This window comes from Clavibacter michiganensis subsp. insidiosus, from assembly GCF_002240565.1.
Taxonomy (GTDB): domain Bacteria; phylum Actinomycetota; class Actinomycetes; order Actinomycetales; family Microbacteriaceae; genus Clavibacter; species Clavibacter insidiosus.
In genome coordinates this window covers 462443-486818 of sequence record NZ_MZMO01000001.1, presented here as the reverse complement: position 1 = coordinate 486818, position 24376 = coordinate 462443, and the positions used below count along the sequence as shown (strand labels likewise).

At 74.5% G+C, this 24376-nt stretch carries 27 protein-coding genes, 1 tRNA gene, 3 pseudogenes and 1 riboswitch; of the genes and pseudogenes, 13 read left to right on the top strand and 18 right to left on the bottom strand.

Annotation, left to right across the window (positions count from 1 at the left end):
• Nucleotides 1–18 precede the first annotated feature (18 nt).
• From B5P21_RS02640 to B5P21_RS02625, 4 genes are all read right to left on the bottom strand, one after another.
• The gene (locus B5P21_RS02640; RefSeq protein WP_094170731.1) at nt 19–1278 is read right to left on the bottom strand and encodes a PP2C family protein-serine/threonine phosphatase; all 1260 of its coding nucleotides are present in this window, start codon (nt 1276–1278) and stop codon (nt 19–21) included.
• Between the two features lie 148 nt (nt 1279–1426).
• Nucleotides 1427–2755, bottom strand: a complete 1329-nt coding sequence (locus B5P21_RS02635; RefSeq protein WP_045529786.1) for a PP2C family protein-serine/threonine phosphatase — start codon at nt 2753–2755, stop codon at nt 1427–1429.
• The gene (locus tag B5P21_RS02630; RefSeq protein ID WP_043584032.1) at nt 2755–3177 is read right to left on the bottom strand and encodes an ATP-binding protein; all 423 of its coding nucleotides are present in this window, start codon (nt 3175–3177) and stop codon (nt 2755–2757) included. Before B5P21_RS02630 ends, B5P21_RS02635 begins: the two co-directional genes overlap by 1 nt.
• The gene (locus tag B5P21_RS02625) at nt 3170–3508 is read right to left on the bottom strand and encodes an STAS domain-containing protein (protein ID WP_045529790.1); all 339 of its coding nucleotides are present in this window, start codon (nt 3506–3508) and stop codon (nt 3170–3172) included. The genes B5P21_RS02630 and B5P21_RS02625 overlap by 8 nt, the downstream gene beginning before the upstream one ends.
• Nucleotides 3509–3777: 269 nt before the next feature.
• On the opposite strand from B5P21_RS02625, the gene B5P21_RS02620 reads away from it, so the two are divergent.
• Nucleotides 3778–4146: a hypothetical protein gene (locus tag B5P21_RS02620; RefSeq protein WP_094170730.1), complete on the top strand. Its 369-nt coding sequence runs from the start codon at nt 3778–3780 to the stop codon at nt 4144–4146.
• Here the strand turns inward: B5P21_RS02620 and B5P21_RS02615 are convergent.
• Nucleotides 4143–4772 carry a histidine phosphatase family protein gene (locus tag B5P21_RS02615; protein WP_045529794.1) on the bottom strand — a complete coding sequence of 210 codons (630 nt, stop codon included), beginning with the start codon at nt 4770–4772 and terminating at the stop codon, nt 4143–4145. The genes B5P21_RS02620 and B5P21_RS02615 overlap by 4 nt on opposite strands.
• 89 nt (nt 4773–4861) lie before the next feature.
• On the opposite strand from B5P21_RS02615, the gene B5P21_RS02610 reads away from it, so the two are divergent.
• The 4 genes from B5P21_RS02610 to B5P21_RS02595 all read left to right on the top strand — a co-directional run bounded on the left by B5P21_RS02610 (nt 4862) and on the right by B5P21_RS02595 (nt 7737).
• Complete coding sequence (locus B5P21_RS02610; RefSeq protein WP_094170729.1) at nt 4862–5236, top strand: hypothetical protein; 375 nt, start codon at nt 4862–4864, stop codon at nt 5234–5236.
• A 3-nt stretch (nt 5237–5239) separates the two neighbouring features.
• Entirely contained in the window at nt 5240–6043 is an 804-nt protein-coding gene (locus B5P21_RS02605; RefSeq protein ID WP_045529798.1) for a nitroreductase family protein, read from the top strand.
• Nucleotides 6044–6129: 86 nt separating this feature from the next.
• Nucleotides 6130–7092: a hypothetical protein gene (locus tag B5P21_RS02600; RefSeq protein WP_094170728.1), complete on the top strand. Its 963-nt coding sequence runs from the start codon at nt 6130–6132 to the stop codon at nt 7090–7092.
• A 3-nt stretch (nt 7093–7095) separates the two neighbouring features.
• On the top strand, nt 7096–7737 hold the full coding sequence (locus B5P21_RS02595) for a hypothetical protein (RefSeq protein WP_106408791.1): 642 nt from the start codon (nt 7096–7098) through the stop codon (nt 7735–7737).
• A gap of 15 nt (nt 7738–7752) precedes the next feature.
• On the opposite strand, the gene B5P21_RS02590 is transcribed toward B5P21_RS02595, so the two are convergent.
• Nucleotides 7753–8175, bottom strand: coding sequence for a GNAT family N-acetyltransferase (locus B5P21_RS02590; RefSeq protein WP_045529802.1), 423 nt, complete (start codon nt 8173–8175; stop codon nt 7753–7755).
• A gap of 99 nt (nt 8176–8274) precedes the next feature.
• Between B5P21_RS02590 and B5P21_RS02585 the strand changes: the two genes are divergently transcribed.
• The 3 genes from B5P21_RS02585 to B5P21_RS02575 all read left to right on the top strand — a co-directional run bounded on the left by B5P21_RS02585 (nt 8275) and on the right by B5P21_RS02575 (nt 11491).
• Nucleotides 8275–9387: an ice-binding family protein gene (locus tag B5P21_RS02585; RefSeq protein ID WP_094170727.1), complete on the top strand. Its 1113-nt coding sequence runs from the start codon at nt 8275–8277 to the stop codon at nt 9385–9387.
• Nucleotides 9388–9536: 149 nt separating this feature from the next.
• Entirely contained in the window at nt 9537–10496 is a 960-nt protein-coding gene (locus B5P21_RS02580) for a carbohydrate ABC transporter permease (RefSeq protein WP_094170726.1), read from the top strand.
• Nucleotides 10496–11491, top strand: a complete 996-nt coding sequence (locus B5P21_RS02575) for an ABC transporter permease subunit (RefSeq protein ID WP_045529808.1) — start codon at nt 10496–10498, stop codon at nt 11489–11491. Before B5P21_RS02580 ends, B5P21_RS02575 begins: the two co-directional genes overlap by 1 nt.
• 24 nt (nt 11492–11515) lie before the next feature.
• Here B5P21_RS02575 and B5P21_RS02570 read toward each other — a convergent pair whose 3' ends face one another.
• From B5P21_RS02570 to B5P21_RS02540, 8 genes and pseudogenes are all read right to left on the bottom strand, one after another.
• Nucleotides 11516–11839: a DMT family transporter gene (locus B5P21_RS02570; RefSeq protein WP_045529809.1), complete on the bottom strand. Its 324-nt coding sequence runs from the start codon at nt 11837–11839 to the stop codon at nt 11516–11518.
• A 10-nt stretch (nt 11840–11849) separates the two neighbouring features.
• Nucleotides 11850–11913, bottom strand: a riboswitch (guanidine-III (ykkC-III) riboswitch).
• Between the two features lie 51 nt (nt 11914–11964).
• Nucleotides 11965–13323, bottom strand: a complete 1359-nt coding sequence (locus B5P21_RS02565; RefSeq protein WP_045529811.1) for an ABC transporter substrate-binding protein — start codon at nt 13321–13323, stop codon at nt 11965–11967.
• Nucleotides 13324–13419: 96 nt separating this feature from the next.
• Nucleotides 13420–13791 (bottom strand): alpha/beta hydrolase fold domain-containing protein, encoded by a 372-nt coding sequence (locus tag B5P21_RS17500; protein ID WP_249039360.1) that lies wholly within the window; start codon nt 13789–13791, stop codon nt 13420–13422.
• Between the two features lie 77 nt (nt 13792–13868).
• Nucleotides 13869–14240 (bottom strand): annotated as a pseudogene (locus tag B5P21_RS17495) (alpha/beta hydrolase); the annotation flags it as partial.
• A gap of 130 nt (nt 14241–14370) precedes the next feature.
• Nucleotides 14371–15357: a class II fructose-bisphosphatase gene (glpX, locus tag B5P21_RS02555; protein ID WP_045529815.1), complete on the bottom strand. Its 987-nt coding sequence runs from the start codon at nt 15355–15357 to the stop codon at nt 14371–14373.
• 58 nt (nt 15358–15415) lie between these two features.
• Nucleotides 15416–16573 (bottom strand): AI-2E family transporter, encoded by a 1158-nt coding sequence (locus B5P21_RS02550; protein WP_094170725.1) that lies wholly within the window; start codon nt 16571–16573, stop codon nt 15416–15418.
• Between the two features lie 188 nt (nt 16574–16761).
• Nucleotides 16762–17487 (bottom strand): ABC transporter ATP-binding protein, encoded by a 726-nt coding sequence (locus tag B5P21_RS02545; protein WP_045529817.1) that lies wholly within the window; start codon nt 17485–17487, stop codon nt 16762–16764.
• Nucleotides 17484–18337, bottom strand: a pseudogene (locus tag B5P21_RS02540) (FtsX-like permease family protein). The gene B5P21_RS02545 and the pseudogene B5P21_RS02540 overlap by 4 nt, the downstream one beginning before the upstream one ends.
• 209 nt (nt 18338–18546) lie before the next feature.
• Between B5P21_RS02540 and B5P21_RS02535 the strand changes: the two are divergent.
• A pseudogene (locus B5P21_RS02535) lies at nt 18547–18675 on the top strand (DNA-binding response regulator); the annotation flags it as partial.
• A 106-nt stretch (nt 18676–18781) separates the two neighbouring features.
• On the opposite strand, the gene B5P21_RS02530 reads toward B5P21_RS02535, so the two are convergent.
• Nucleotides 18782–18871: transfer RNA gene (locus tag B5P21_RS02530), tRNA-Ser, on the bottom strand.
• Nucleotides 18872–18929: 58 nt separating this feature from the next.
• Nucleotides 18930–19511, bottom strand: a complete 582-nt coding sequence (locus B5P21_RS02525) for a hypothetical protein (RefSeq protein ID WP_045529819.1) — start codon at nt 19509–19511, stop codon at nt 18930–18932.
• 167 nt (nt 19512–19678) lie between these two features.
• Here B5P21_RS02525 and B5P21_RS02520 point away from each other — a divergent pair, with 167 nt between their 5' ends.
• Nucleotides 19679–20320, top strand: coding sequence for an HAD family hydrolase (locus B5P21_RS02520; RefSeq protein WP_094170724.1), 642 nt, complete (start codon nt 19679–19681; stop codon nt 20318–20320).
• Between the two features lie 36 nt (nt 20321–20356).
• Here the strand turns inward: B5P21_RS02520 and B5P21_RS02515 are convergent, their stop codons facing one another.
• Together B5P21_RS02515 and B5P21_RS02510 are read right to left on the bottom strand one after the other, a co-directional pair.
• Complete coding sequence (locus tag B5P21_RS02515; protein ID WP_094170723.1) at nt 20357–21085, bottom strand: GAF and ANTAR domain-containing protein; 729 nt, start codon at nt 21083–21085, stop codon at nt 20357–20359.
• A gap of 48 nt (nt 21086–21133) precedes the next feature.
• Entirely contained in the window at nt 21134–21835 is a 702-nt protein-coding gene (locus tag B5P21_RS02510) for a GAF and ANTAR domain-containing protein (RefSeq protein ID WP_052663250.1), read from the bottom strand.
• A 188-nt stretch (nt 21836–22023) separates the two neighbouring features.
• On the opposite strand from B5P21_RS02510, the gene B5P21_RS02505 reads away from it, so the two are divergent.
• The 3 genes from B5P21_RS02505 to B5P21_RS02495 all read left to right on the top strand — a co-directional run bounded on the left by B5P21_RS02505 (nt 22024) and on the right by B5P21_RS02495 (nt 24370).
• A complete protein-coding gene (locus B5P21_RS02505) occupies nt 22024–22776 on the top strand; it encodes an NADPH-dependent F420 reductase (RefSeq protein ID WP_094170722.1) in 753 nt (250 codons plus the stop codon).
• A 9-nt stretch (nt 22777–22785) separates the two neighbouring features.
• Nucleotides 22786–23586, top strand: a complete 801-nt coding sequence (locus tag B5P21_RS02500) for a sulfite exporter TauE/SafE family protein (RefSeq protein ID WP_045529822.1) — start codon at nt 22786–22788, stop codon at nt 23584–23586.
• 136 nt (nt 23587–23722) lie between these two features.
• The gene (locus B5P21_RS02495; RefSeq protein WP_045529824.1) at nt 23723–24370 is read left to right on the top strand and encodes a hypothetical protein; all 648 of its coding nucleotides are present in this window, start codon (nt 23723–23725) and stop codon (nt 24368–24370) included.
• The last annotated feature ends 6 nt before the right edge of the window (nt 24371–24376 follow it).

Below are 24376 nucleotides of genomic sequence, written 5' to 3'. Positions count from 1 at the left end.
GGCCGGGCCGCGGTCGGTTCAGGCCGCGGCACCGCCCGCGTAGCGCACGCACACCGCCGACACGTCGTCGCCGACCGTGCCGCGCGCGGCAGCCGCGGCCGCCGCGTCCGCGATGCGGCCCACGGTCTCGGCGGCGTCCGCGGCCGTGCGCACCAGGTCGACGAGCGGGGCGACCGAGTCGAGGGATCCGTCGAAGAGGTCGAGCGCGCCGTCGGTGAAGGCGAGGAGCCGGTCGCCGGGGCGCAGCGCGGCGGATCCCGCGGACCACTCGGCACCCGGCACGACGCCCAGCGGCAGGCCGAGCGTCGGCAGCATCTCGTGGGCGCCGCCAGCGCGGATCAGCACCGTGAGGCCGTGGCCGCCGTCGGCGTAGGAGAGGCGGCCGGTGGATCCGTCGACGCGGCAGTGCAGGAACGTCGCGAACGTCTCGGTCGCGTCGAGGTCGCCCTGGAGCTGCGCCTGCACCGCGGTCACGGTGCGCGCGGCGTCCGGCCCCCGGTGCGCCTGGAAGCCCGAGCGCACGGCCGACGCGAGGATCGCCGCGCCCGCGCCCTTGCCCATCACGTCGGCGATGGTCACGTGCAACCCGTCGGGGTCCTCGCCCCAGGAGTAGAAGTCGCCGCCCACGCCGCGGGCCGGGCGGCTGATGCCGGCGAGGTCGAAGTCGGGCCAGAGCGGCCGGTCGACGGGCAGGAGCCGGCGCTGGATGTCGCCCGCGATCTCCTCCTCCCGGCTGTCGCGGAGCTCGCGCTCGACCCACGCGCCCATCTCGTCGAGCAGCTTCTCCTGCGCGGGCGCGAGGTCGCGCGGCTCGGTGTCGACGAGGCAGAGCGTGCCGACGGTCTGGCCGCCGGAGAGGAGCGGGCGGCCGGCGTAGAAGCGGATGTGGCGGGGCCCGGTGACCGTGGTGCGCTCGGCGAAGCGCGCGTCCGCGGTCGCGTCCGGCACCACGAGGATCTCCGTGCTCTGGATGGCGACGTCGCAGAACGACTGCGTGCGGTCCGACAGCAGCGAGACGCCCGCGGGCTGCGGCGACTTCGTGAACTGCTCGGCGTCGCCCACCAGGTTGATCTCGGCCACGGGCACGCCGAAGACCTCGCGCGCGACGCGGGTCACTCGGTCGAAGCGCTCCTCCGCGGTGGATCCGACGAGCCGCAGGTCGTGCACGGCCCGGAGCCGCGCCTCCTCGTCGACGCCGTGCAGGGAGGAGGCGTCGCGGCTGGCGCGACCCGCGGGATCCGAGCCGCCCGAGCGCGCGACGGTGTCCGGCATGGCCATGAGCTCCCCCTGGTGGATCGGGCGCCGGTCGCGTCGGACGGAGATCCGCCCGCCGCACGATCCCCCCGGACCGCGGCGCCTTCGTCGAGTGTATGCCGGGGTGTTCGGAGCCCTCCCCGGATCAGGAGGCCTCCCCGCGCGGACGCGCTCAGGCCTCGCGGCGCAGCACCACCACGGTCACGTCGTCCGGGTTCGCCTGACCAGCGGCGAGCGCCGTGATCCGCCGCACCAGCTCGTCCGCCGACGCGGACGCGCGCGCGAGCTCGGCCACCCGGTCGACCGCGCGGAGGGTGCCGTCGTAGAGGTCGAGCACGCCGTCGCTGAAGGTGACGATGAGGTCGCCGGGGCCGAGCGCGACCTCGTGCGACCGCCAGCCGGCCGCCCCCGGCACGCCGACGGGCAGGTCCGTGGACTCCAGCCGCTCGTGCGTGCCGTCCGCGCGCACCAGCGCGGACAGGCCGTGGCCCGCGTCGGCGTAGAGGACGGTGTTGTCCTCGGCGCGCACGCGGGCGTGGAACACGGTGGCGAAGGAGGCCGCCGCGCTCATCTCCGCGGTGAAGCAGTCGGCGGTGCGCTCGATGGCGGCGACGGGATCCGGCACGTTCTTGGCGCTGCGCACGACGGCACGCGCGGTGGCCGCGATGATCCCGGCGCCGACGCCCTTGCCCATCACGTCGCCGAGCGTGAACGCAAGGCCCTCCTTCACCGGGTACCAGTCGAAGAAGTCGCCGCCCACGGCCTTGGACGGCAGGCACGCGCCCGCGACCTGGTACCCGGCGAGCGGCACGCTCGTCTTCGGCAGGAGCGCGCGCTGCACGACGGACGCCCGGGTCAGCTCCTCCTCGCTCACCCGCTCCCGGTCGCGCGACTCCTCGAGGCTGACCCGCGTGCGGCGCGACAGCTCGTTGACCACGAGCGCCGCGACCGCGAAGGCGAGGGCGCTGAAGAACCCACGCCACAGCTCGTTCGCGTTCTGCGCGCCGAGCCGGAGCAGGAGCGGCAGGCCGAGGCTCACGTAGACCCCGACGAACGCGACGAGCACGTTCCAGCGGCTCGGGTTGAGGCTGAACCAGACGACCGGGAGGATCACCAGGGATCCGAAGACGGACGCGCTCTCGCCCGTCCCGATCCGCAGCAGGCCGACGGCGAGGAAGTCGAGGGCGGGCACGACGACGGCGAAGCGCGCGAGGTCGTGGCGCAGGGTGACGACGACGGCGAGCAGGGTGCCGACCCCGAGGATCGCGCAGGACACGAGGAGCGCGCGCGGCGCCGTGATCCCGATCGTGGGCACGGCCGCGCTGGTGAGCACCGCGAGCGCGAAGAGCACCAGCATCGGCAGCTGCTTGAGCGCGGGGGTGGGGCCGGACGTGCCTGCGGATCCGGACCGGGCGGCGGACTCGGGGATCCAGGCCGCGCGGCCGACCCACGCGGGCAGCGAGAGCGCGGCGAGCCGTGGCGCGCGCGCGGGCGAGACCATCAGGACGCCTCGGGCTCGATCCGGGTCCGGCGGACGCTCCACACGTTCTCGCCGCCGACCCGCTCGTAGGTCAGCTCGTCGCAGAGCATCTGCACCATCGCGAGGCCGCGGCCCGACTCGGCGTCGGCGCCCGGCATCTCGCGCGTGGTGAGGCGGAAGTCCCCCGGCTCGGATCCGTCGCGCAGCCGCGCGCTCATCACGCCGTCGTCGACGGTGACGCTCACCACGCACGTGACGCCCTGGCCGTCGTCCGCGTGCTCGATCACGTTGGAGGCCAGCTCGATGAGCGCGGTCTCGAACGCCATGCGGTCGAGCGCGCCCACGTCGGGGCGGTCGTCCCAGAGGCCGGCGACGAGCTCGTGGACGGCGTCGACGTCGTCGGGCGGGGACTGGAGCGTGAGGCTGCGGGTGGTCTCAGTCACGGTAGGCCGCCTCGGCCGTCGGGGTGGAGATCAGCACCCGGTCGAGGTTGGAGAGCTGCAGCACCATCGCGACCTGCGGGCCCGGCGCCGAGATGCGGAGGTCGCCGCCGGCGTCGCGCGCGGCGCGGAGGCCCGCGATGAGGGCGCCGAGGCCGGAGGAGTCGATGAAGTCGACGCCGGCGAGGTCGACGACGATGCGCGCGGGCGCCGGATCCAGCGCGTCGTGGATCGCCTGCCGGAGCTCGGGGGCCGCGGCCATGTTGAGCATCCCTGCTGCGGTGACGACGGTGACGTCGTCCTCGCGTCGTGCGGTGGCGGTCGTGAGCGCCATGTCTCCCCCTCGGATGGTGCGGTGCATCTGTGCCGTCATCCCCCGATGCGGCCGACGGGCGGTGCCGGTCCCGCGCGGTCCCCCGCCCGGATCCCCTGCCTCCGCCGCGATCATCCTCTCATCCATGGCCCGAGGAAATACGATGGGCCATCCGGCGTCCCGTCGCATGTCCGCGCGGCGCATCCGACTGGCGAGGTCGTCTGCTCCCCGTTACGGTGCGGCTGACCCCACGCACGAGCACGGCCGCACCGGCCGCACGAGGAGACACCGTGTCGACCGCACCCGAGCACCTCCCGACCGAGCGCCGCATCACGCGGCTGGCGATCGAGACCTCCGTCGGCCTGGCCTGGAACACCGAGGGCGCCATCCGCGGCCTGCCGCCGCTCGCGTGGCAGCTCGGCGGCCCGTGGGAGGGCGTGCACTTCTCGGGCGACGCCGACGCGTACGCGCCCGAGGTGCGGCGCGAGGTCATCGAGTCGTGGATCGCGGGGCTCGGCCTCGCGGACGCCATCGACCTCACCGACGGCCCGCTCGCGCGCCGCGGCGACGACATGGTCTGGACGGGCGTGATCGACGAGGTCGTGTTCGAGCTCCGCTACCCGGCGGAGAGCGGGGATCCCGTCGGCGACGAGCACTAGCCGGCCGCTCCCGCACCGCGCTCGCGCCACCCGGATCCGTCGCGCTCCAGCTCGATGAGCTGCCCGTTCGCCCACACCAGCGACCGCGTGAGCGCGGGCGAGCGGCCGAGCGCCGTGAGGTAGAGCACGCGCAGCAGGTAGCCGTGGGCGACCACGAGGGTGGTGCGCGGATCCGCCGCCACGTCGTCGAGCACCGCGCGCGCCCGCGCCGCCGCCGCCGCCCAGCTCTCGCCGCCGCCGGGTGCCGCGGGCGCGCCGTCCTCGCCCGTCAGCCAGGCCGCGAACGCCGCGCCGTGCACGGGCCCGCGCAGCTCGTCGCGCGTGATCCCCTCGAAGCCGCCGAAGTCGAGCTCCACCAGCTCCGCGCGCGGCTCCGGCACGACGCCCGGCGCGACGCCCTGCTCCTGCAGGATCCGCGCGGTGCTGCGGGCGCGCGCGAGCGTGCTCACGAGGATCCGCTCCACACCCTCGCCCCGGAGCCGCGCCGCGAGGGGCGCGAGCTGCTCGGCCGCGTCGTCCCCCACGTCCACGTCGGTGCGCGAGTTGTAGCGGTACTCCCGGTTCCACGGCGTCTGCGCATGGCGGGTGAGGAGCAGGCGCGCGGGAGCCGCCGGGGGTCGGTGCATGGGTCCATCCAACCCGGATCCCGGCGGCGGCGGCGCGCGCCGGTCGCGGCCCGACCGACCCGTGCGTCGTCGGACTAGCGTCGAAGGGGATGACCGAGAGCCGGACCCGCACCGCGACGCCCGTGGTCCGCGCCGCGTTCGCCGCGGCGAGCGCCGCGTACCTCGTGAACTGCGCCATCGGGATCGCGGCGGCCACCCGGATCCTGCCGCCCCGCCCCGAGCTCCGGCTCCACCAGCGCGCGTACGTGCTGACGAGCGCGCTCACCGCGGTCGCGCTCGCGTCGCCGCCCTGGGCCGGATCCGCCGCGCGCCCCGCCGCCCGCCGCGCCGCCCGCGCGCTCGCCCCCGCCCTGATCCCGCTCGCCGCGCTCCCCCGCGTCGGCACCCGCACCCGCCGGCACCCCGCCGTCGCCCTGACCGCCGCCCCCTGGTACGTCCGGGGCATCCTCGCCACCTGGAGTTGACCCATCGACTTCCTCGACGTCCTGCGCGCCCGGAGGACCACCAACGGCGCCTTCCTGCCGGATCCCGTGAGCGAGGAGCACCAGCGCCTCCTCATGGAGGTGGCCGGCTGCGCGCCCTCGCAGCTCAACAGCCAGCCGTGGCGGTTCGTGCTCGTCGAGGAGCGGGACACGATCGAGCGGATCGCCGAGATCAGCGGCGCGAGCATGACCGAGACGATGTCGAACGGCACGTTCTTCGAGCGCTACAAGCACTACTTCCGCTTCTCGCAGGAGGAGATGGACGCGCGCCGCGACGGCATGCTGTTCGACAAGCTGCCCGCGCCGCTGCGCCCCTTCACGAAGCAGGCGTTCACGAAGCGGGGCCAGCGGCTCATGAACTCGCTGCGGGTCCCGCAGACGCTCGGCCGGGAGAACCGCAAGCTCGTCGCGGGCAGCCCGCTGCTCATCGGCGTGATGCTCGACCGCGCCGAGGAGCGCCCCGAGTCGCTCGCGTCCTTCTACTCGACGTTCTCGATGGGCGCCGCGATGGAGAACGTGTGGCTGACGACCGGCGCCATCGGCATGGGGATCCAGTTCATCTCGTTCCCGATGGAGATCCGGGAGCAGTGGACCCGGGTGGAGGAGCTGCTGCGCGTGCCGCCGGAGCTCGAGCTCATGGCCGTGTACCGCCTGGGCTACCTGCCGCCGGAAGCCCGCCGCCCCGCCATCGACTGGTCGAGCCGCGAGCGCAAGCGCCCGTCGCAGTACGTGTTCCGCGGGACCTGCGACACCCCGCAGGACGGGTGGGACGAGCCGGCGGCACCGTGATCCGGCGTCCGGCGCGCCTCGTTCTGGGGGCGCGGGCGGGCGCCGATCGGGCCGGCGACGCGGATCCGCGCCCGTAGGGTCGGAGCATGGCTGAGGGGACGTGGGTGCGCATCCCGTCCCCGGGCACCCGGCAGCGACTCCTCCTGACCCTCGCCTCGCTCGCGATCGGCTCCCTCTTCCTCTGGCCGCCCGTCGGTGGGCTCACGCGCATCGTCGACGAGGCCGTCGGCCCGTCGCCGCTCATCCGGGTGGGCCTGCCCATCGCCATCGCCATCGCGGTGCTCGGCATCGCGTACCTGATCGTCGCCGAGCGCACGCAGCCGCCCGCGGTCGACATCGCGCGCGGCGTCCTCCGCATCGGGCGGAAGGAGTGGGGCTTCCCGGAGATCACCGGCGCCCGGATCGAGCTGACCGGCGGGGAAGGCGACGACACCCTGGTCCTCCGTCTCGCGACGACCGGCGGCGAGAGCTGCAGCGTCGTCGTCTCCACGCGGGAGGGCGTGCGGCTCGCCGACGACCAGCGGGACGCGCTCCTCGCTGCGATCCGCGGATCCCGCATAGCCCCGCCCCGCTCGAAGGACGACCCGCACGGCACGTTCGCGCACGTCGAGTTCCCGGGCCACCTGACCCTCGACGACGCGGCGGCGCTCGTCGACGGCAGCGGCACCGCGGACCCGACCGCCGCGCTCGCGCAGCGGGGGCTCGGGTCGGGCTCCCGCAACGTCCACCAGGCCGGGACGACGCCCCGCTTCCCACGGCAGAGCGCCCGTTCCCAGTACGTCATCGCCGCCTTCGCGATCCTCCTCGGGCTCGGCGCGACCGTGGTCGCGGTCCTCCACCCGGACGCTCTCTTCGGCCGCCAGGGGATCCCGGTGATCGCCATCGCCCTGGTGATGCTGCCGGGCGGGATCGCGTACGCGCTCGTCATCCGGCGCGACGCGCGCCGCGCGGCCGAGCAGCGCGCCGCCGTCGACGCGGCGCGCGCGGGGGCCGAGCGCGACGGATCCGCTGAGCCCGCGGAGCCCGCCCGCCCCTCCGACGGCAGCTGACGCGTGGCCGACGAGGGCTGGGTGCGGATCCCGGCGCCCACGTACCGGCAGCGGCTGCTGATCGGCGGCGTCTGGTTCTTCGTCGTGGTCTACGTCGGGTCGAATCCGCTCGGCGCACTCGGCGAGCGCCTCGAGGAGGGCATCGGCGGCGGGTGGATCACGGTCATCGCCACGCTCCTGGTCGGCATCGCCGCCGCCGCGGCGCTCGTCCTCCTCGTCGTCACGCTGCTCACTCCGGCGCTGGACGTCCACGCGGCTCGCGGCCTGCTCCGCGTCCGCGGGAAGGAGCGCCCCTTCACCGACCTGGTGGGAGCGCTCGTCGAGCTGGCGGTCGAGACGCCTCCGTCGCGCTACGACAAGCCCCGCAGGCGACGACCCCTCCGCTACCCCGTGACCCTTCGCCTCGACCTCGCCGGCGGCGGGCGCTTCCGCGTCGTGCTCGCGATCGGTCCGACCACGACCATCACGCCCGAGCGCGCCGAGGCGCTGATCGCGGCCGTCCGCGGCTCGCGGATCGCCACGCCCACCGCCTCCTACGACCCCGACGGCCGCTTCACGCACCTCGACTTCCCGGGGCGCCTCGACATCCCGGACACGATCCGCCTCATCGAGGACCCGCAGCGCGCCCGCACGCAGGTCCGCTGACCGGGGCGACCGGCATCACACCCGCAGCGAGAACGCCGCGAGCCCCTGCTCCCCGTGCGGCGCGAAGCCGAGCGCGCGGTAGAAGAGGTGCGAGCGCTCGCCGTCCTCGGTGCCGCCCGCGTCGGTGGTGAGCACGAGGAGGACGCCCGCCGGCTGGCTCGCGCGCACGTGCTCGACGAGCGCGCGGCCGACGCCGCCGCGCTGCAGGTCGGGCCGGACGAGGAGGTCCTGCACGTAGCAGATCGTCGCCCCGTCGCCGACGGTGCGCACCAGGCCGACGAGCAGGCCTCCGGCGTCGCGCGCGGTGGCGACGAGAGCGGATCCGGCGAGCGCCTGCTCGAGCCGCTCCGGGTCCGCGGTGTAGACGGTCCAGCCGACGGATCCGTAGAGGTCGAGCAGCTCGTCGCGGGCGGGGATCTCGTCGGCGAGGCGGGTCACCCCCACACCGTAACCGCCTGTGCACTCGGCGCCCGGGTGGTGACCGCCCCTCGATACGGTCGCCGTTCCACCCGCAATCCCTTCCGACGAGAGCTGTCCATGCACCAGTCACGCCACGCCTGCACGCCCTCATCCCGTCGGAGCCGGTCCGGGTCCCTCGCCGTCGCCTCGCTGGCCGTCGCCGCCATCGCCACCGGCGGCCTCGGCGCCGCCCTCCTCGCCCCCGCGAGCGCGTTCGCCGCCACCGCCACCGTGGGCCTCGGCACCGCCGCCTCGTACTCGGTGCTCGCCGGCCAAGGCGTCACCAACACCGGCCCCAGCACGCTCGCGGCGGATCTCGGCACCAGCCCGAACGCGGCCGTCTCGGGCTTCCCGCCCGGCGTCGTCGGCGGCGCCACGCACGCGGCGGACGCCGCGGCCGGCCGGGCGCAGTCCGACCTCACCACCGCGTACGACGACGCGGCCGGTCGCCCCACCACGGCCGCCGTGCCCGCCGACCTCGTCGGATCCACCCTCACGCCCGGCGTCTACACGGCGGGCGGGCCGCTCGGCCTCACGGGCACCGTCACGCTCGATGCACAGGGCGACCCGTCGGCCGTCTTCGTCATCCAGGCGCCGTCGACGCTCACCACGGGCTCGAGCAGCCGCGTGTCGCTCGTCAACGGCGCCCAGGCCTGCAACGTCTTCTGGCAGGTGTCGAGCTCCGCCACCCTGGGCACGAACTCGGGCTTCGCCGGCACGATCCTCGCGCTCACCTCCATCTCCGTCGGCACGGGCGCCACGGTCGACGGCCGCGCGCTCGCCCGCAACGGCGCCGTCACCCTCGACGACGACGCGTTCGTCGCCTCCACCTGCGGCACCTCCACGTCGCCCATCGGCTCCGGCAGCACGCCCGTCGTCACCCCGACGCCGGTGCCCTCGTCCACGCCGGCGCCGTCGCGCACCCCGCACGGCGGATCCACCGGCGGAGGCACAGGCGCCGGCACCGGCGGCTCGACCGGCGGATCCACCCCCACGCCGTCGCCCACGCCCACCCCCGGCGTGCCGACGTCCGCCACCCCGCCCGGCGACGTGCCGCCCCCGGCCGGCCACCTCCCCCGCACCGGTGGCGACGGGGCGCGCCTCGCCCTCGAGCTCGGGCTCGGCGCCGCGGCCCTCGCGGCCGGCGTCGTCGCGGTGATCGCGGTCCGCGCGCGCCGCCGCCGGCACTAGCCGCCGCACCACCGCACCGCCGGACGCCCGTCCCCGCCTCGCGGGGGCGGGCGTCCGTCATGCGCACGGCCCGGACGCGGAGGAGGAGCCGGGCTAGGGTCGGCAGGAGGAGCGACGACGCTCCGATCCACCAGTCGACGAGGACCCCCATGACGACGACGAGCCGCCCCGCGCGCAGCGCCCCCGCCGACCGGCCGCCCCGTCCCCGCCGCTCCCGCATGGCCCGCCGCGAGGCGATCGCCGGCTACCTGTTCATCAGCCCGTGGATCGTCGGGTTCCTCGTCTTCACGCTCGGCGCGATGGTCTACAGCCTCGTGGTGTCCTTCAGCGACTACAACCTCGCCACCGACGTGGCCACCCCGGTCGGCACGGAGAACTACGAGCGCCTCTTCACGGATCCGCGCGTCGCGCTGAGCCTCGGCAACACGCTCTTCTACGCGATCCTGGCGGTGCCGTTCGAGGTGTGCCTCGCGCTCCTGCTCGCGATCCTCCTCGCGCGCCTCGGGCGCGGCGCCGGCATCTTCCGCACCCTCTACTACCTGCCCAAGATGACCCCGACGGTCGCCACCGCGAGCGTCTTCCTGCTGCTCCTCAACGGCAACACGGGAGCGGTGAACAAGGGGCTCGAGGCGATCGGCATCGACGGCCCGCAGTGGCTCATCGACCCCGCGTGGGTGAAGCCGTCGATCGTGCTCATGACGCTGTGGGGCGTGAGCGGCACCATGGTGATCTTCCTCGCCGCCCTCAAGGACGTGCCGCGCGAGCTCTACGAGGTCTCCTCCCTCGACGGCGCCGGCCCCGTGCGGCAGTTCTTCGCGATCACCGTGCCGATGATCTCCGGCGCGATCTTCTTCAACGTCGTCGTGCTCACGATCGCCGCGCTGCAGGTCTTCGACCAGGCCTACCTGCTGTTCTGGCGGGACCAGACGAACGCGTCGCCCGACTCGTCGCTGTTCTACGGCGTGTACCTGTTCCAGCAGGCGTTCCGGTCGTTCGACTTCGGCTTCGCGGCCGCGATGGCGTGGCTGCTGTTCGTGATCGTGCTGCTCATCACGCTCGTGCAGGTCAAGCTGAGCAACCGGTTCGTCTACTACGAGGGGGACCGCTGATGGCCGTCACCGACCGCACGCCGGGCGCCGCCCCGACACCCGAGGCCGTGCCCGCGGCCGCCACCGGGGATCCGCGCCTCGCCGCCGCCCTCACGCCGCGTCCGTCGCGGGACCCGTCGCCCGGCCGCCGCGACCCCAACCGCGTCCGCCGCGTGCGGTCCCGCATCGGCCGCGCCCTCATCACCGCGCTGCTCGTCGCCTTCGCGCTCCTCTTCCTCTACCCGTTCGCGTGGCTGCTCGCCGCGAGCCTCAAGCCGCGCGGCGAGGTCTTCGACAACTCCCTCTGGCCGCGCACCTTCACGCCCCAGAACTACGTCGAGGTGTGGGAGCAGCTGCCGCTCCTCGGCTGGATGGGCAACAGCCTCGCGATCGCGCTGCTCTCGGCCGCGCTCGTGTCCATCTCGAGCGCGCTCGTGGCGTTCGGCTTCGCGTACTTCCGGTTCCCGGGTCGCCGGATCCTCTTCGGCCTGGTGCTCGCGACGATGATGCTGCCGGGCGCCGTGACGATGGTGCCGCAGTTCCTCATCTGGAAGAACCTCGGGCTCATCGGCACCTGGGTCCCGCTGTTCGGCATGAACCTGTTCGGCTCGGCCTTCTACATCTTCCTGCAGCGCCAGTTCTTCCTCGGGCTGCCGCGGGAGCTGTTCGAGGCGGCCCGGCTCGACGGCGCGAGCTACTTCGGGATGTTCCGGCGGATCGCGCTGCCGCTGTCGATCCCGTCGTTCGTCATCATCTTCATCTTCGAGTTCCAGGCCAGCTGGAACAACCTGCAGGCGTCGCTGATCTATCTCAACGCCGGCAGCGTCGAGGGATTCACGGTGCCGCTCGGCCTCTCCTACGCGATGACCGCGTTCAGCCCCACGAACGGCGGCCAGGGCGACTACCAGCTCGTGATGGTCGCGGCGCTCCTCGTGACCCTGCCGATGCTCGTGCTCTTCGCGTTCGGCCAGCGCTACTTCGTGGAGGGCATCGCGACGCAGGGGCGCAAGGGCTGATCCGCCCGGCCCGCGATGCGCGGGTCAGCTCCCGGTGTCGACGACCTTGAGGCCGACGACGCAGCCGACGAGGCCGAGCAGCAGCAGGACCTTGACGACGCTCGCGGGCTCGGATCCGGTGACGATCGCGTAGGTCACGGTGAGCGCCGCGCCGATGCCGACCCACACGGCGTACGCGGTGCCCGTGCTGATCTCGCGCATCGCGTACGCGAGGCCGACCATGCTCAGCACGACGGCGACGCCGAAGACGATCGACGGCCCGAGCTTCGTGAACCCGGCGGACTTCCCGAGGGCGGTGGCCCAGACGGCCTCGAGCACCCCGGACACGATGAGGACGATCCACGACATGGCTGCTTCTCCTGGCCAGTCTTGTCGCGTTCCGGGTACTGATCCCTCGTCCGGGAGCGCGGGAAGCGCCCGACCACCACGGTAGCCGGGCGCCCTGGTCACCCCGTGTGCACGTCAGCGGCGGATCAGCGCGCCGCCTGCTCGTAGGCCCGCATGGCCGCGGTCTGCGCGTCGGCGAGCGCCTGCTCGGGCGTCTTGTCGCCGAGGAGCGTCGAGGCCACGGCGTTCTGGAGCTCGCTCTGGATCTGCTGCCCGGCCGGCGACCCGCCGATCGAGCGGCCTTCCGCCACCACGTCGTAGAACGTCGCGATGGCCTGGTCGATGCCGTCGTCGCCGCTCGGGACGACGTGGGCGTCGCGGATGGCCTGGTCGGCGGACGGGGATCCCGTGAAGAGGCCCGTGTTGATGCCGCCGTTCTCCGTCACCGTCGCGGCGCGCACGTCGCCCGCCGCCTCCCACGACTCCTGGCTGGTGAGGTCGAGCATCCAGGCGCAGGCGGCGTCCTTGTTCGCGGCGCCCGCGGGGATCACGAACGCGGATCCGCCGGCCACGGCGAACGGCTCGCCGTCGCTGTCACGGAAGGGCACGGCCGAGATGTCGATGTCGTCGCGGTAGGGCGCGACCACGTTGAGGTACCACTGGGCGTCGATCTGCGCGCCGACCTGATCCTTCACGAACTGGTTGCCGTCGCCGAAGGTGTCGAACGCGTCGCTGAAGCTCTTCCCCTTGGCGTAGCCGCCCTGCGCGTCAGATAGCTCCTTCAGGAACTCGAGGCCGGGCAGGTTGGCGTCGTCGTCGAGCGTGGGCTTCCCGTCGGCGTCGACGAGCTGGCCGCCGAAGCCGAGCATCCAGAGGGCGGCCTGCGCGGTGGGCACGGCGTCGAGGCCGAGCACCGCGGGGTCGCCGCCGGACTCGCGGTAGACCTTCCCGACGGCGTCGAGCAGCTGGTCGGGCTCGGAGGTGTCGAACTGGTCGCCCGAGACGCCGGCCGCGGAGAGCACGCGCTCGTTGAGCAGGATCGCCGGGGGCTGGAAGAACTGCGGCACCGCCCAGATCGCGTCGTCGTACCGGATGTCGTTGGTGACGGACTCGTAGAAGCGATCCGCGGGATCCACGTCGTGCGCGGAGTAGCACTGGTCGAGCGGCAGGATGAGGTCCTGCGCCGCGTAGGTCGCCACGAACTGGCGGTCCATCTGCACGACGTCGGGCGTCTGGCCGCTCGCGACGCGGGTCGTGAACTTCTGCGCGTCGAACGCGGTGGAGTCGAGGTCGATCGTGACGTCCGAGAGCGCGTCGGCCGCGTGCGCGAGGCGGGCCTCGCCCACGTCGTCGGCGCCGTCGAAGGCCCAGGCCTTCAGGGTGCCGGTGGCCTCCGTGGTGAAGGAGGTGTCGGCCGCGCCGGAGCCGCCGGATCCGCATCCCGCGAGCAGCGTGGCCGTGGCCGCCGCCGCGATGACGGCGAGCGTCCTGTGTGTCCTGGTCATGGGGATCCCTCCGAGAGCACCGGGCCTCGTCGCCCGCTCCTCGAACGTACGCCGCTTCTCCTCCGGCGATCCGGCCGCGATCCGCGCGCTGCCGCGTCAGGACAGGAGCAGCTCGACCATCGCGTCCCGCGCGCGGGCGCCCTCGGGGATCGGCATGAGCGCGTACACGTGCAGGAGGTTCGGCTCCACGTGGATCCGCACCGGGTGCCCGACGGCGGCCGCCTTCCGCTCGAAGGCGCGCGCGTCGGCGAAGAGGATGTCGTGCGTGCCCGAGAACACCGTCACGCGGCCGAGCCCCGCGAGCGATCCGTGCAGCGGGCTCACCCGCGGATCCTCCACGGGCAGGTCGCCGCGCCACGACTCCACGGCGGCGCGCATGCCGTCGACCGCGAGCCACGGGTCGGTCGGCTGGATGCGGGCGATGAGCGGATCCGTGAACGACAGGTCCAGCGCCGGCGAGAGCAGCACGACATCGCGCGGCGCGGGCGCGGCGCGGTCGCGGCGCGGTCGCGGAGGACCATCGCGGTGGACAGCGCGATCTGGCCGCCCGCCGAGTCGCCCATGAGCGTGACGTTGCCCGCGCCGACCTCGGCGACGAGCGCCTCCGCGAGGTCCGCCGCGCGCCCGACGACCTCGTCGGCCGTGGCCGTCGGGACGAGCGGGTAGATCGGCACGGTGAACGTCGTGCCCGTGCGCCGCACGAGCCCCGCGACCAGCCACCAGTGGAACGGGCTGATCTCGTGGACCCAGCCGCCGCCGTGCGCGTACAGCGCGCGACGTCGCGACGCGGGACCCGCGGGCGCCACCTCGTAGACGCGCCAGCCGCCCGCGATCCGCGCGGTCACCCGGACGCCCCGGAGGAGCGGCGGCGGCGCGAAGGCGCCCGGACGGACCACCCGGCGACGGGCGCCGCCCATCGTGCGCGCGGGCGACGCGAACTCGCCCTGCCCGCCGACGACCGCGATCACGGGCGGGGCGAGGCGGGACAGCAGGCTGCGGCGGGTGCGCGTGCGGGTGCGGGTCATGTCGGGGTCGGCACGGGTCGGCTCAGCTGGCATCGCTGTACCACTTGGAGACGAGGTGGTCGGCCTCGACGCGGCGGATGGTGCCGGAGTGCGAGCGGAGCACGATGCTCGAGGTGCGGATCATGCCGCGATGCCGGGTGACGCCCGCGACTAGCGCGCCGTCGGTGACGCCCGTGGCGACGAAGTACGCGTTGTCGCCGGTGACGAGGTCGTCCTGGTCGAGGATCCGGTCGAGGTCGTGGCCCGCGTCGATCGCGCGCTGCCGCTCGGCGTCGTCCTTGGGCGCGAGGCGCGAGAGGAGCACGCCGCCGAGCGCCTTGATCGCGCACGCCGTGATGATACCCTCGGGGGTGCCGCCGATGCCGACGCACATGTCGATGCGCGAGTCGGGTCGGGCCGCATTGATGCCGCCGGCCACGTCGCCGTCGAGCAGGAGGCGGGTGGAGGCGCCGGCCGCGCGGATCTGCGCGATGAGGTCGGCATGCCGGGGCCGGTCGAGCACGGCGACCTGCATGTCCTCGACCGCGAGGCCCTTCGCGTCGGCCAGCGCGCGGATGTTGTCGCCGATGGGGCGGTCGAGGTCGACAACGCCGCGGCCCTCGGGTCCGGTGACGAGCTTGTCCATGTAGAAGACGGCCGACGGGTCGAACATGCTGCCGCGGTCGCTCACGGCGATGACCGACAGGGCGTTCATGCGGCCGGCGGCGGTGAGGCTCGTGCCGTCGATGGGATCCACCGCGATGTCGCAGGCGGGGCCGAAGCCGTTGCCGACGTGCTCGCCGTTGAAGAGCATCGGCGCCTCGTCCTTCTCGCCCTCGCCGATGACGACGAGGCCGTCGAAGGCGACGGTGCCGAGGAACTTGCGCATCGCGTCGACCGCGGCGCCGTCGGCGGCGTTCTTGTCGCCCTTGCCGATGAAGGGGGCGGAGCGGATGGCGGCGGCCTCGGTGGCTCGGACGAGCTCCATCCCGAGGTTGCGATCCGGATTCGAGTAGTTCTCCTCGGTCATGTGGGGTCCTCCCGTAGAGACGTGCGCGGGCGGCTCCGTCGACTCCGCAGGTGCGTCCCTACGATCCTACGGCGGGGGTGCGGGGCTTCCAGCTGCCGCCCGCGATGTACCGGACCATCACGTTGAGCGTCGCGACGAACGGCACCGCGAACAAGGCGCCCGCGACGCCGCCGACGTAGGATCCCGCGGCCACGGACAGCACGACGGCGAGCGGGTGCACGTGCACGGCCCCGCCCATCACGAGCGGCTGCAGCACGTGCGACTCGAGCAGGTGCACGCCGATGACGGCGGCCAGCATGATCACGGCCTGCAGCGGCCCCACGAACACGAGCGCGATGACCACCGCGAACGCGCCCGACACGATGGCGCCCACGACCGGGATGAACGACGCGAGGAACACGACGACGGCGATGGGGATCGCGAGCGGCAGCCCGAGCAGCCACGCGGCGATGCCGATGCCGACCGCGTTGCCGGCCGCCACGAAGATCTGCACGCGCGTGAACGCGGAGAGCGTGCCCCAGCCCGCGCGGCCGGCGCCGTCGATGGCGGGGCGGGCGCGACGGGGGAATACGGAGACGACGAAGCGCCAGATGCCGCGGCCGTCGATGAGCACGATGACGATGGTGAAGAAGGCGAGGAGCGCGCCCGTGACGAGGTGCCCGACGCCGAGCCCCGCGTCGAGCGCGCCGGTGAGGAGCGCCTCGCGGCTGTTCTCGAGGGCCTTGCCGGCGGACGCGAGGAGCGCGTCGTAGTCGGACGGCACCACGTCGAAGGGCGGCTGCGCGAGGAGGTCGCGGACGGACTCGAAGCGGTCCACCGCCTCCCGCTGCAGCGTGGGGATGCCCGTGCAAATCTGCGTGACGAGCAGGAGCACGAGCCCGGAGATGACGACCGCGGTGCCGAGCAGCGTCGACGTGATGGCGACCCATGCGGGCCACCGCCGCTTCCGCAGCGCCCCCACGAGCGGCTCCAGCAGCGCGCAGATGAGGAGGCCGATGAGGAAGGGGATGACCACCTCCTTGACCGCGACGAGGATCCACACGGCGGCCGCCACCGCGATGCCGATGACGAGCAGGCGCCACGACCACTCGGCCGCGAGCAGGACGCCCGGGGTGACGCCGCGCTCGGCGGCGCGGCCGGCGTGCGGCGCGGCGGACGCGGCGTCGGGCGCGCCGGGCTCGGGCGCGCCCGGCGAGGGCTCGACGTCGTGGGACATGGCGGTGCTCCGATCTCGATGCGCGGGAGGCGGGCCCTCGCTCGGAGGAATGCCCGGCGCCCATCATGGCGGGGCGCGCGGGTCGGCGACCCGCGATGTCCCGCATGCGTGCGCATGAGGATCCTCCGCGCCGCTGTGCGGGATCCGATCGTCGCGCCGGGAGCCGCCGCGCGCCGCCGCCGCGCAGGTCAGCGCGCCGCCGCGACCCGCCCCGCCGACTGCACGGCAGCAGCCTCCTCGACCCCCGCGGTCCGCCCGTCCACCACCGTGACGAGCCGGTCGAGCGCGGCGCGGTGCACGAGGTCGTGGGTCACGAGCAGGGTCGCCGTGCCCTTACCGTGGGTCAGCTGCGCGATGAGGTCCATGATCTCGGCGCCGCGCTCCTGGTCGAGCGCGCTCGTGGGCTCGTCGACGAGGAGCACGGACGGGTCGTTCACGAGCGCGAGGGCGATGGCGACGCGCTGCCGCTGTCCGCCGGAGAGCTGCGCCGGGCGCTTGCCTGCATGCGCCATCAGGCCCACCGCGTCGAGCAGGGCGTCGGCGCGGCGACGGACGGCGGCGCGACGACCGCGCCCGCCGCCGCCGAGCTCCGCCATCACGAGCAGTTGCTCGCGCGCCGTGAGCGACGGCACGAGGTTCGACTGCTGGAACACGATCCCGATCCCGTCCCGGCGCAGCGCCGGCGCCTCCTTCCTGCTGAGGGTGGCGGCGTCGACGTCGCCGATCAGCACGCGGCCGGAGTCGGGCCGGATCAGCGTGGCGGCGACCGCGAGGATCGACGACTTGCCGGATCCGGACGGCCCGGTGATCCCGGTGACGACGCCCGCGGGCGCCGTGAGCGAGACGTGGTCGACCGCGGTGATGCGGGAGTCCCCGTCGGGGAAGGTGAGGGTGACGTCGTCGAGGTGGATCATCGGTTGCTCCCGAGTGCGGTGAGGGGGTCGGCGTGGGTGACGGTGCGGAGCGCGACGGCGCCGCCGGCGAGCCCGAGGACGGCCATCGCGGCCGCCGGGAGGAGGGTGGTGAGCGGGCTCAGCAGGAACGGGAGGGCGCCGCCGGCGAGCGTCCCGAGGCCGACGACCGCGGCCATCCCGACGCCGATGCCCAGCACCAGGACGACGAGCGCCTGCCCGAGGGCGTCGCGGACGAGGGACGCGTCGGACGCGCCGAGCGCCTTGAGCACGGCGACGTCGCCCGCGCGCTGCATGGTCCAGACGGTGAAGAACGCGCCGACCACCAACGCGGAGACGCCGAACAGCATCGCGATCATGAGGGCGAGGGATCCGATCTCCGACTTGAAGGTCTCGAGCGCGCCGAGGCTCGCGAGGGCCGGCGACGCGGAGGTGCGGGTGGCGCTCGCGGCGGCGGCCCAGTCCGGGGATCCGGAGCCGGCGAGCACGGTCGCGTCGCCGTCGCCGCCGAGCCGCCGATCGCGGCGACGTCGTAGGCGGCGCCCGCGATCGTGATCCGGTCGCCGACGGCCGCGTGCAGCGCGTGCGCCGCCGACGACGACAGGCCGACCTCGTCGTCCGCGGTGGGCACCAGGTCGGTGACCGTGGAGGTCGGCGCGCCGTGCGGGACGCCGAACAGGGCGACGGCGACCGCGTCCGATCCCGGCACGGTCGCCCGGCCCTGCGCGATGCCGACGGGCGTGACGGCCGTGACCCCCGCGGTGCCGCGCCAGGCCGCGACCGTGGCGTCGTCGAGCGAGGACTGCGCGAACCTTCCCCGGGCGAATCGGAGATCACGCCAGGCGACGAACACGATGGATCCTTCCGGCGCCGGGGTCCCTCCCCGCCGCCGTGATCAGCCTCGCCGTCGGGCTCCGCGCCTCCATCGGGGAGAGGTCTGCTCCCTGCTTCCCACTTTCGATTGATCCCCGCGGGCCGTCGCCGCCGTACGCTCCAGGGGACATGGCCCACAGCACCCTCTCCCCCGTGTTCGTGGGGCTCCGCACCGGACTGCACGTGCTCGTCGCCGCGCTCCTGCACATCACCGACGCGATCGTGAAGTCGCACCTCGTGCACGTCTTCTCGAAGCTCGGCGCGAGCTCGCGCACGGGCGCGGTGGCGGCGGCGCGGGAGCTGGGCGTGCTGCGCTGAGGCGCGCGCCCGCCCGGCCCCGACCCCGCGCACGCAGAAGGGCCCCGGTCTCCCGGGGCCCTTCGCGCGGATCGGGCTGCGCGCGAGGCGCGGTGCCGGACCCATCTGGCGGTGGCGGTGGGATTTGAACCCACGGTGGAGTCTCCCCCACACACGCTTTCGAGGCGTGCTCCTTAGGCCGCTCGGACACGCCACCGGGATCGAGTGTAGTACAGGGCGGCGCCGCGGCCGCACGGGCGGGCGGCGGCGGCGGATCAGCGCGCGGACGCCAGGGCGCGCACGGGGACGGGCACCTCGACGCGCACGGGGACGGGCGCGATGCGGGCCGCGCGCGGGAGCGCCACCGGCGTCGACGCGTCGACCACGCGGATCCCCCGCACCTCGACCGCGGCCGGCACGGGCACGGCGATGAGGTCGCCGGCCGCGAGGTCGGCGGGCAGGCGCACGGCCTGGCCGCCGACCTCCGCGGGGCGGGCCGCGGCGGTGGACGCCCGGCCGATGAGCCGCGCCTCGGCCCAGGCGCAGGCGAGGCCGGCGACGTCCGCGTCGACGAGGAGCGCGCGCGGGGAGCAGTCGGTCGCGGGGGCGACGGCGAGGATCCGCAGCACGACCGCCGAGGCCGAGGCCGTCCGCGACGCGTGTCCGCTGCTGCCCCGCTCGACCGAGGCCGCCGTGGTCGTGCAGGGCGTGCCGCGCTCCGCGGCGAGCGCGACGAGGGACACGTCGCCGACGCGCAGGTCGGTCGTGGTGGAGACGGTGCCGGCGGGCCAGAGGGCGGCGGCGAGCGGATCCGGGATGCTGCGGCGGAGCGACGGGAGGATGGCGGTGAGGGTCATGGCAGCAGGTCTACCGCCGCGGACGGCGGCGCGAGCCCGCCCTCACGGAAGCCGTGCGCAGGGCCCGGCGACCCTCACGGGATCCGCACGGCCGGGAGGACGCGGGCGCCCCGCCGCCGGAGCGGGCATGCTCGAGGGATCCCGTCCGCTCGTCCCGAAGGAGACCCGTGCCCGAGAACCGCGACCCCGCACTCCCCTGGCTCCTCTTCGACATCGGCGGGGTGCTCATCACGCGGCCGGACGACATCGGGGCCATCAGCCGCGCGCTCGATCCCGATGCCCCCGGTGGCGAGGACGCCGAGGCCCGCGTCCGCGACGCGTTCGACGCGCACCGCGAGCAGTACGACCGCGGCGGCAGCGCGCGGGAGTTCTGGGAGGCCGTCGCCCGCGACCTCGACCTGCCCGCGCCCGGCGAGGACGACCTCGCGGAGCTCGTCGCGATCGAGCAGCGCCGCTGGGGAGCGCCGGGCGACGAGACGCTCGCCGCGCTGGATCGCGCCGTCGCCGCGGGCTACCCGCTCGCGCTCCTCTCCAACGCGCCGCACGAGCTCGCCGACGTGCTCGAGGATCCCGCGGGCTGGGGCGCCCGCTTCGAGGTCGTGCTGGTGAGCGCGCGCATCGGCATGGCCAAGCCCGACGCCGACGTCTGGCCCCACGCCGTGGAGCGCCTCGGCAGCCCGGCCGAGCGGATCGTGTTCGTCGACGACAAGCCCGCGAACGTCGACGCCGCCCGTGCGGCCGGACTCCACGCCCACGTCTGGGAGGGCCTCGGCACGCTCGACCGGATCCTCGACGGCACGCTCGCGTGACGCCGCGAGGCGACGCCGCCTAGGGCTGCCCCGCCCCTAGGGCTGCGCGCTCGCCCGGAGCGTCACGCGCCCCTCCACGATGCCCGCCGCGACCGGCGGCATCGCCGTGCTCGTGCTGCGGGCCTCGCGGCGGATCAGCCGGAACGCCTCGTCCATGTCCACGCCGAGGGTGTGGGAGATGACGCCCTTGGCCTGCTCGATGAGCACCCGGCTGTCGAGCGCGTGGCGGAGCTGGTCGTGCACGACGCTGCTGTCGCGGATCGTCCGCTCCTGCAGCACGCTGATGGTCGCCACGTCGGCGAGCGCCTGCGCAGCCGTCGCGTCGGCCTCGTTGAGCGCGCCCTCGTGGTCGCGGAAGAGGTTGAGCGAGCCGATGATCTGCCCGCGCAGCCGCAGCGGGATCGCGTGCACCGAGACGTACCCGGCGCCCGCTGCCTGCGCCGAGAAGGCCGGCCAGCGGTGGGCGATCTCGCGCACGTCGGACACGGACACGACCCGGCCGGTGCTCACGGCCTCGACGCACGGGCCCTCGCCGACCTCGAGCTGCATCAGCCCGACGAGCCGGCTCTTCTCGCTCGTGGACGCGACGACCTCGAGGTGCTGGGCGTCGGGCCCGATGATGATGCCGGACGCGCTCGCGTCGAACAGCAGGGTCGCCTGGTCGACGAGCGTCTGCAGCAGGTCGAGCACGTCGTATCCGCTCACGAGCGAGTCGGCGAGGCTCACGAAGGTGTGGACGAGCAGCGCTTCCCGGGTCTCCGGCATCGGCGTGGTTCCTCTGGATCGTTCGGCGGTGGGCGGTGGTGGTGCGGATCAGCGGTCGGGGCTGAAGTCGAGCGTGCGGCCCACGACGTCCTCGGCGACGTCGCGCAGGGGGCGGCCGGTGGCGAAGGCGTGGCCGCGGAGGACGAGGAGCGCGTCGATCGGCGGGATCCCCATCTGCGCGACCACCATCCCGGTGGCCTGGTGCACCTCGCGGCGCGAGAACCGGCCTCCCCGGGTTCCAGTGTCCTCCTGCGGACCCTCGGCGGCCAGGAGGGCGCGGCGGAGGACCTGGCGGGCGACGATCCGGGTCAGGATCGTGGCGTCGGCCACCTCCCGGTCGGAGATGTCGCGGGCGGTGCGGGAGTAGAGGTCGACCGCGCCGAGGCGGAGGCCCGCGACCAGGAGCGGGAAGGCGAAGACGGCGCCGAGGCCCGTCGCGTGCATGGCCTGGCGGGCGAGCGGCCAGGTCGTGGCGGCGGATCCCTGCACGTCGGGCTCGAGCACGGGCCGGCGCGAGTACATCGCCTCCCAGCACGGGCCCTCGCCGAGGTCGAGCTGGATCTCGTCGAGCCGGGCCGCCCGGTCGTCCGACGCGCAGACGGTCTCGCTGCCGAGCGGATCCCCGAGGGTGGAGACCGCGGCGCCGCTCACGCCGAGGGCGGAGACGAGGGGGCCGCACAGGTCGGATCCGGTCGCCGTCGCGTGCTCGAGGGCGAGGACGGCGCCGGAGTAGCGGGCGCGGTCAGCCACGGGGATCAGGGCCGAGCGGGATCGTGCGCATGTCGCTCCCTCGGACCGACGGGCCGCATCGGGGTGCGAGCCGCGTGTCGACGGGCGTCGACGCATGGCCACCCTAGCGTCGCCCTGCGCCGGCCGACCGGGCCCGGGCGTGCGGCGACGCGTCCGGCGGCGCACCGCGCGGCGAGGATGATGGGGGCATGACGCAGTCCCCCGACGCCCCCGCCCGCCGCGACGACGAGAGGACGCCGGTCGCCGTCTCCGGGGACCAGCCGTCCGCCCGCGCCACCGTCGGGATCCTCGGCGCCGGCAAGGTCGGCACGGTGCTCGCCCGCCGCGCGATCGCCGCGGGGCACCCCGTGCTCATCTCCGGCTCGGGCGATCCGTCGCGCATCGCCCTCATCGTCGACGTGCTCGCGCCCGGCGCGGTCGCCACCACCTCGGCGGACGCGGCCGCCCGCGCCGACGTCGTGATCCTCGCGCTCCCCCTCGGCAAGCTGCCCTCCGTGCCGGTCGCCGAGCTCGCCGGGAAGCTCGTGGTCGACTCCATGAACTACTGGTGGGAGGTCGACGGCCACCGCGACGACCTCGCGAAGCCCGCCTCCTCCACGAGCGAGCTCGTGCAGGAGTTCCTCCCGGACTCGACGATCGTCAAGGCCTTCAACCACATGGGGTACCACGACCTCGACGAGGGTCCCCATCCGGCCGGCGAGCCCGGACGCAAGGGCATCGCGGTCGCGGGCGACGACGATGCGGCGCGCGCCACGGTCGCCGACCTCGTCGACGCGTTCGGCTTCGACCCCGTCGACATCGGCCCGCTCGCGGCCGGCCGCGTGCTCGAGCCGGGTCGCTCGCTCTTCGGCGTGAACGTCGACGCCGACGAGATCCGCCGCCTGGTCGCGCTCGAGTCGGCGGACGCGCGCGCTGACGCCGGCTCCCGCTCCGCCGAGTAGCGAGCGCGCATGGACATCGGCGGCTCGCTCGGCGAGATCACGCTCACGGTCGCGCTGCTCATGCTGCTGGCGGCGCTCGCGGCCGGCTGGATCGACGCGGTCGTCGGCGGCGGCGGCCTGCTGCAGCTGCCGGCGCTGCTGCTCGTGCCGGGCATCACGCCGGTGGAGGCGCTCGCGACGAACAAGCTCGCGTCGCTGTTCGGCACGTCGACGAGCGCGGTCACCTGGTACCGGCGCACGCACCCGGACCTCCGCACCGCGCTGCCCATGGCCGCCGTCGCGCTGGCCGGCTCCTACGGCGGCGCGAGCCTCGCGGCGCTGCTGCCGGCGTCGGTGTTCAAGCCGCTCGTGGTGGTCGCGCTGATCATCGTGGCCGTCGTCACGATCGCCCGCCCGCAGCTCGGCGACGTGGCCGCGCTCCGCCACACGGGACCCAAGCACCACGGGATCGCGGCGCTGCTCGGCGTGGTGATCGGCTTCTACGACGGGCTCATCGGACCCGGCACGGGCACGTTCCTGATCATCGCGCTCATCACCGCGCTCGGCTACGACTTCGTGCTCGCGAGCGCCAAGGCGAAGATCGTCAACGTGGCGACGAACCTCGGCGCGCTCGCGTTCTTCATCCCCCAGGGCCACGTGCTCTGGGCGCTCGCGCTCGGCATGGGCGTCGCGAACATGGTCGGCGGCTACGCCGGATCCCGCATGGCCGTCGCCCGCGGCAGCCGCTTCATCCGCGTCGCGTTCATCGTGGTGGTCGCGGTGCTCATCGTGAAGGTGGGGTCGGACGTGGTGGCGGAGTGGGCGGCGTGACCCGCGCATCGGCCGCGGACCTCCGCCGCCGTGCCCCGATCGCGGGCCTGGTGATCCGGCGACCGCGCCCGTAGCGTCGCCAGGAGGCGCACAGTCGTCCGGGCCTCCCGGACCGGCCGACGAGGGAGGATCCCGCATGCACCGCATCGGATCGGGGCTGCTGGCGGTCGCGCTCGGCGCGACGGCCCTGGGCGGACTCGCGTGGGCCACCACCCAACACCCCGACGCGCAACCGCCGCTGGCCGTCGCCGCCGCTGCCGAGGAGGCGGATCCGTCGCCCTCCGTGTCACCGACGCCCGCACCGGCATCGGCCTCCGTCGATCTGTCGGCGCCCTGGCGGGGCCCCGCGAACAGCGTGCTCGCGGGCATCATGGAGGACTTCCCGGACGACGTCGCCGAGGCGCGGCTGGAGGGGGACGTGCCGACCGTGGCGTCCTCCGGCGCTGCACCCGCCGAGGTCGTCGAGCGGCTGCGCGCGCTCGAGCGCCCCTACGACGTGCAGGAGGGCCTCGGGATCTCGAGCGTCGAGCTCAACCAGGTGGTCGGCGCTCTGAGCGAGCGCACCCTGGTGGTCGCTCCCGATCGCACCTTCGCCATCGGCGCCTCCGTGCGCGACCGCGCGTTCACGGTGGACATCGGCGCATCGTCCTCCGACGACCCCTCCGATCTGCGCGTGGACGTCGACGAGCTCGAGGACCGCATCCGCGCCGGCATCCCGGCCGCCGACCTCGCGGGGTTCGACGTCGTCGTCACGGTCGACCCGCGCTTCACGATCGGGTACTGACGGGTC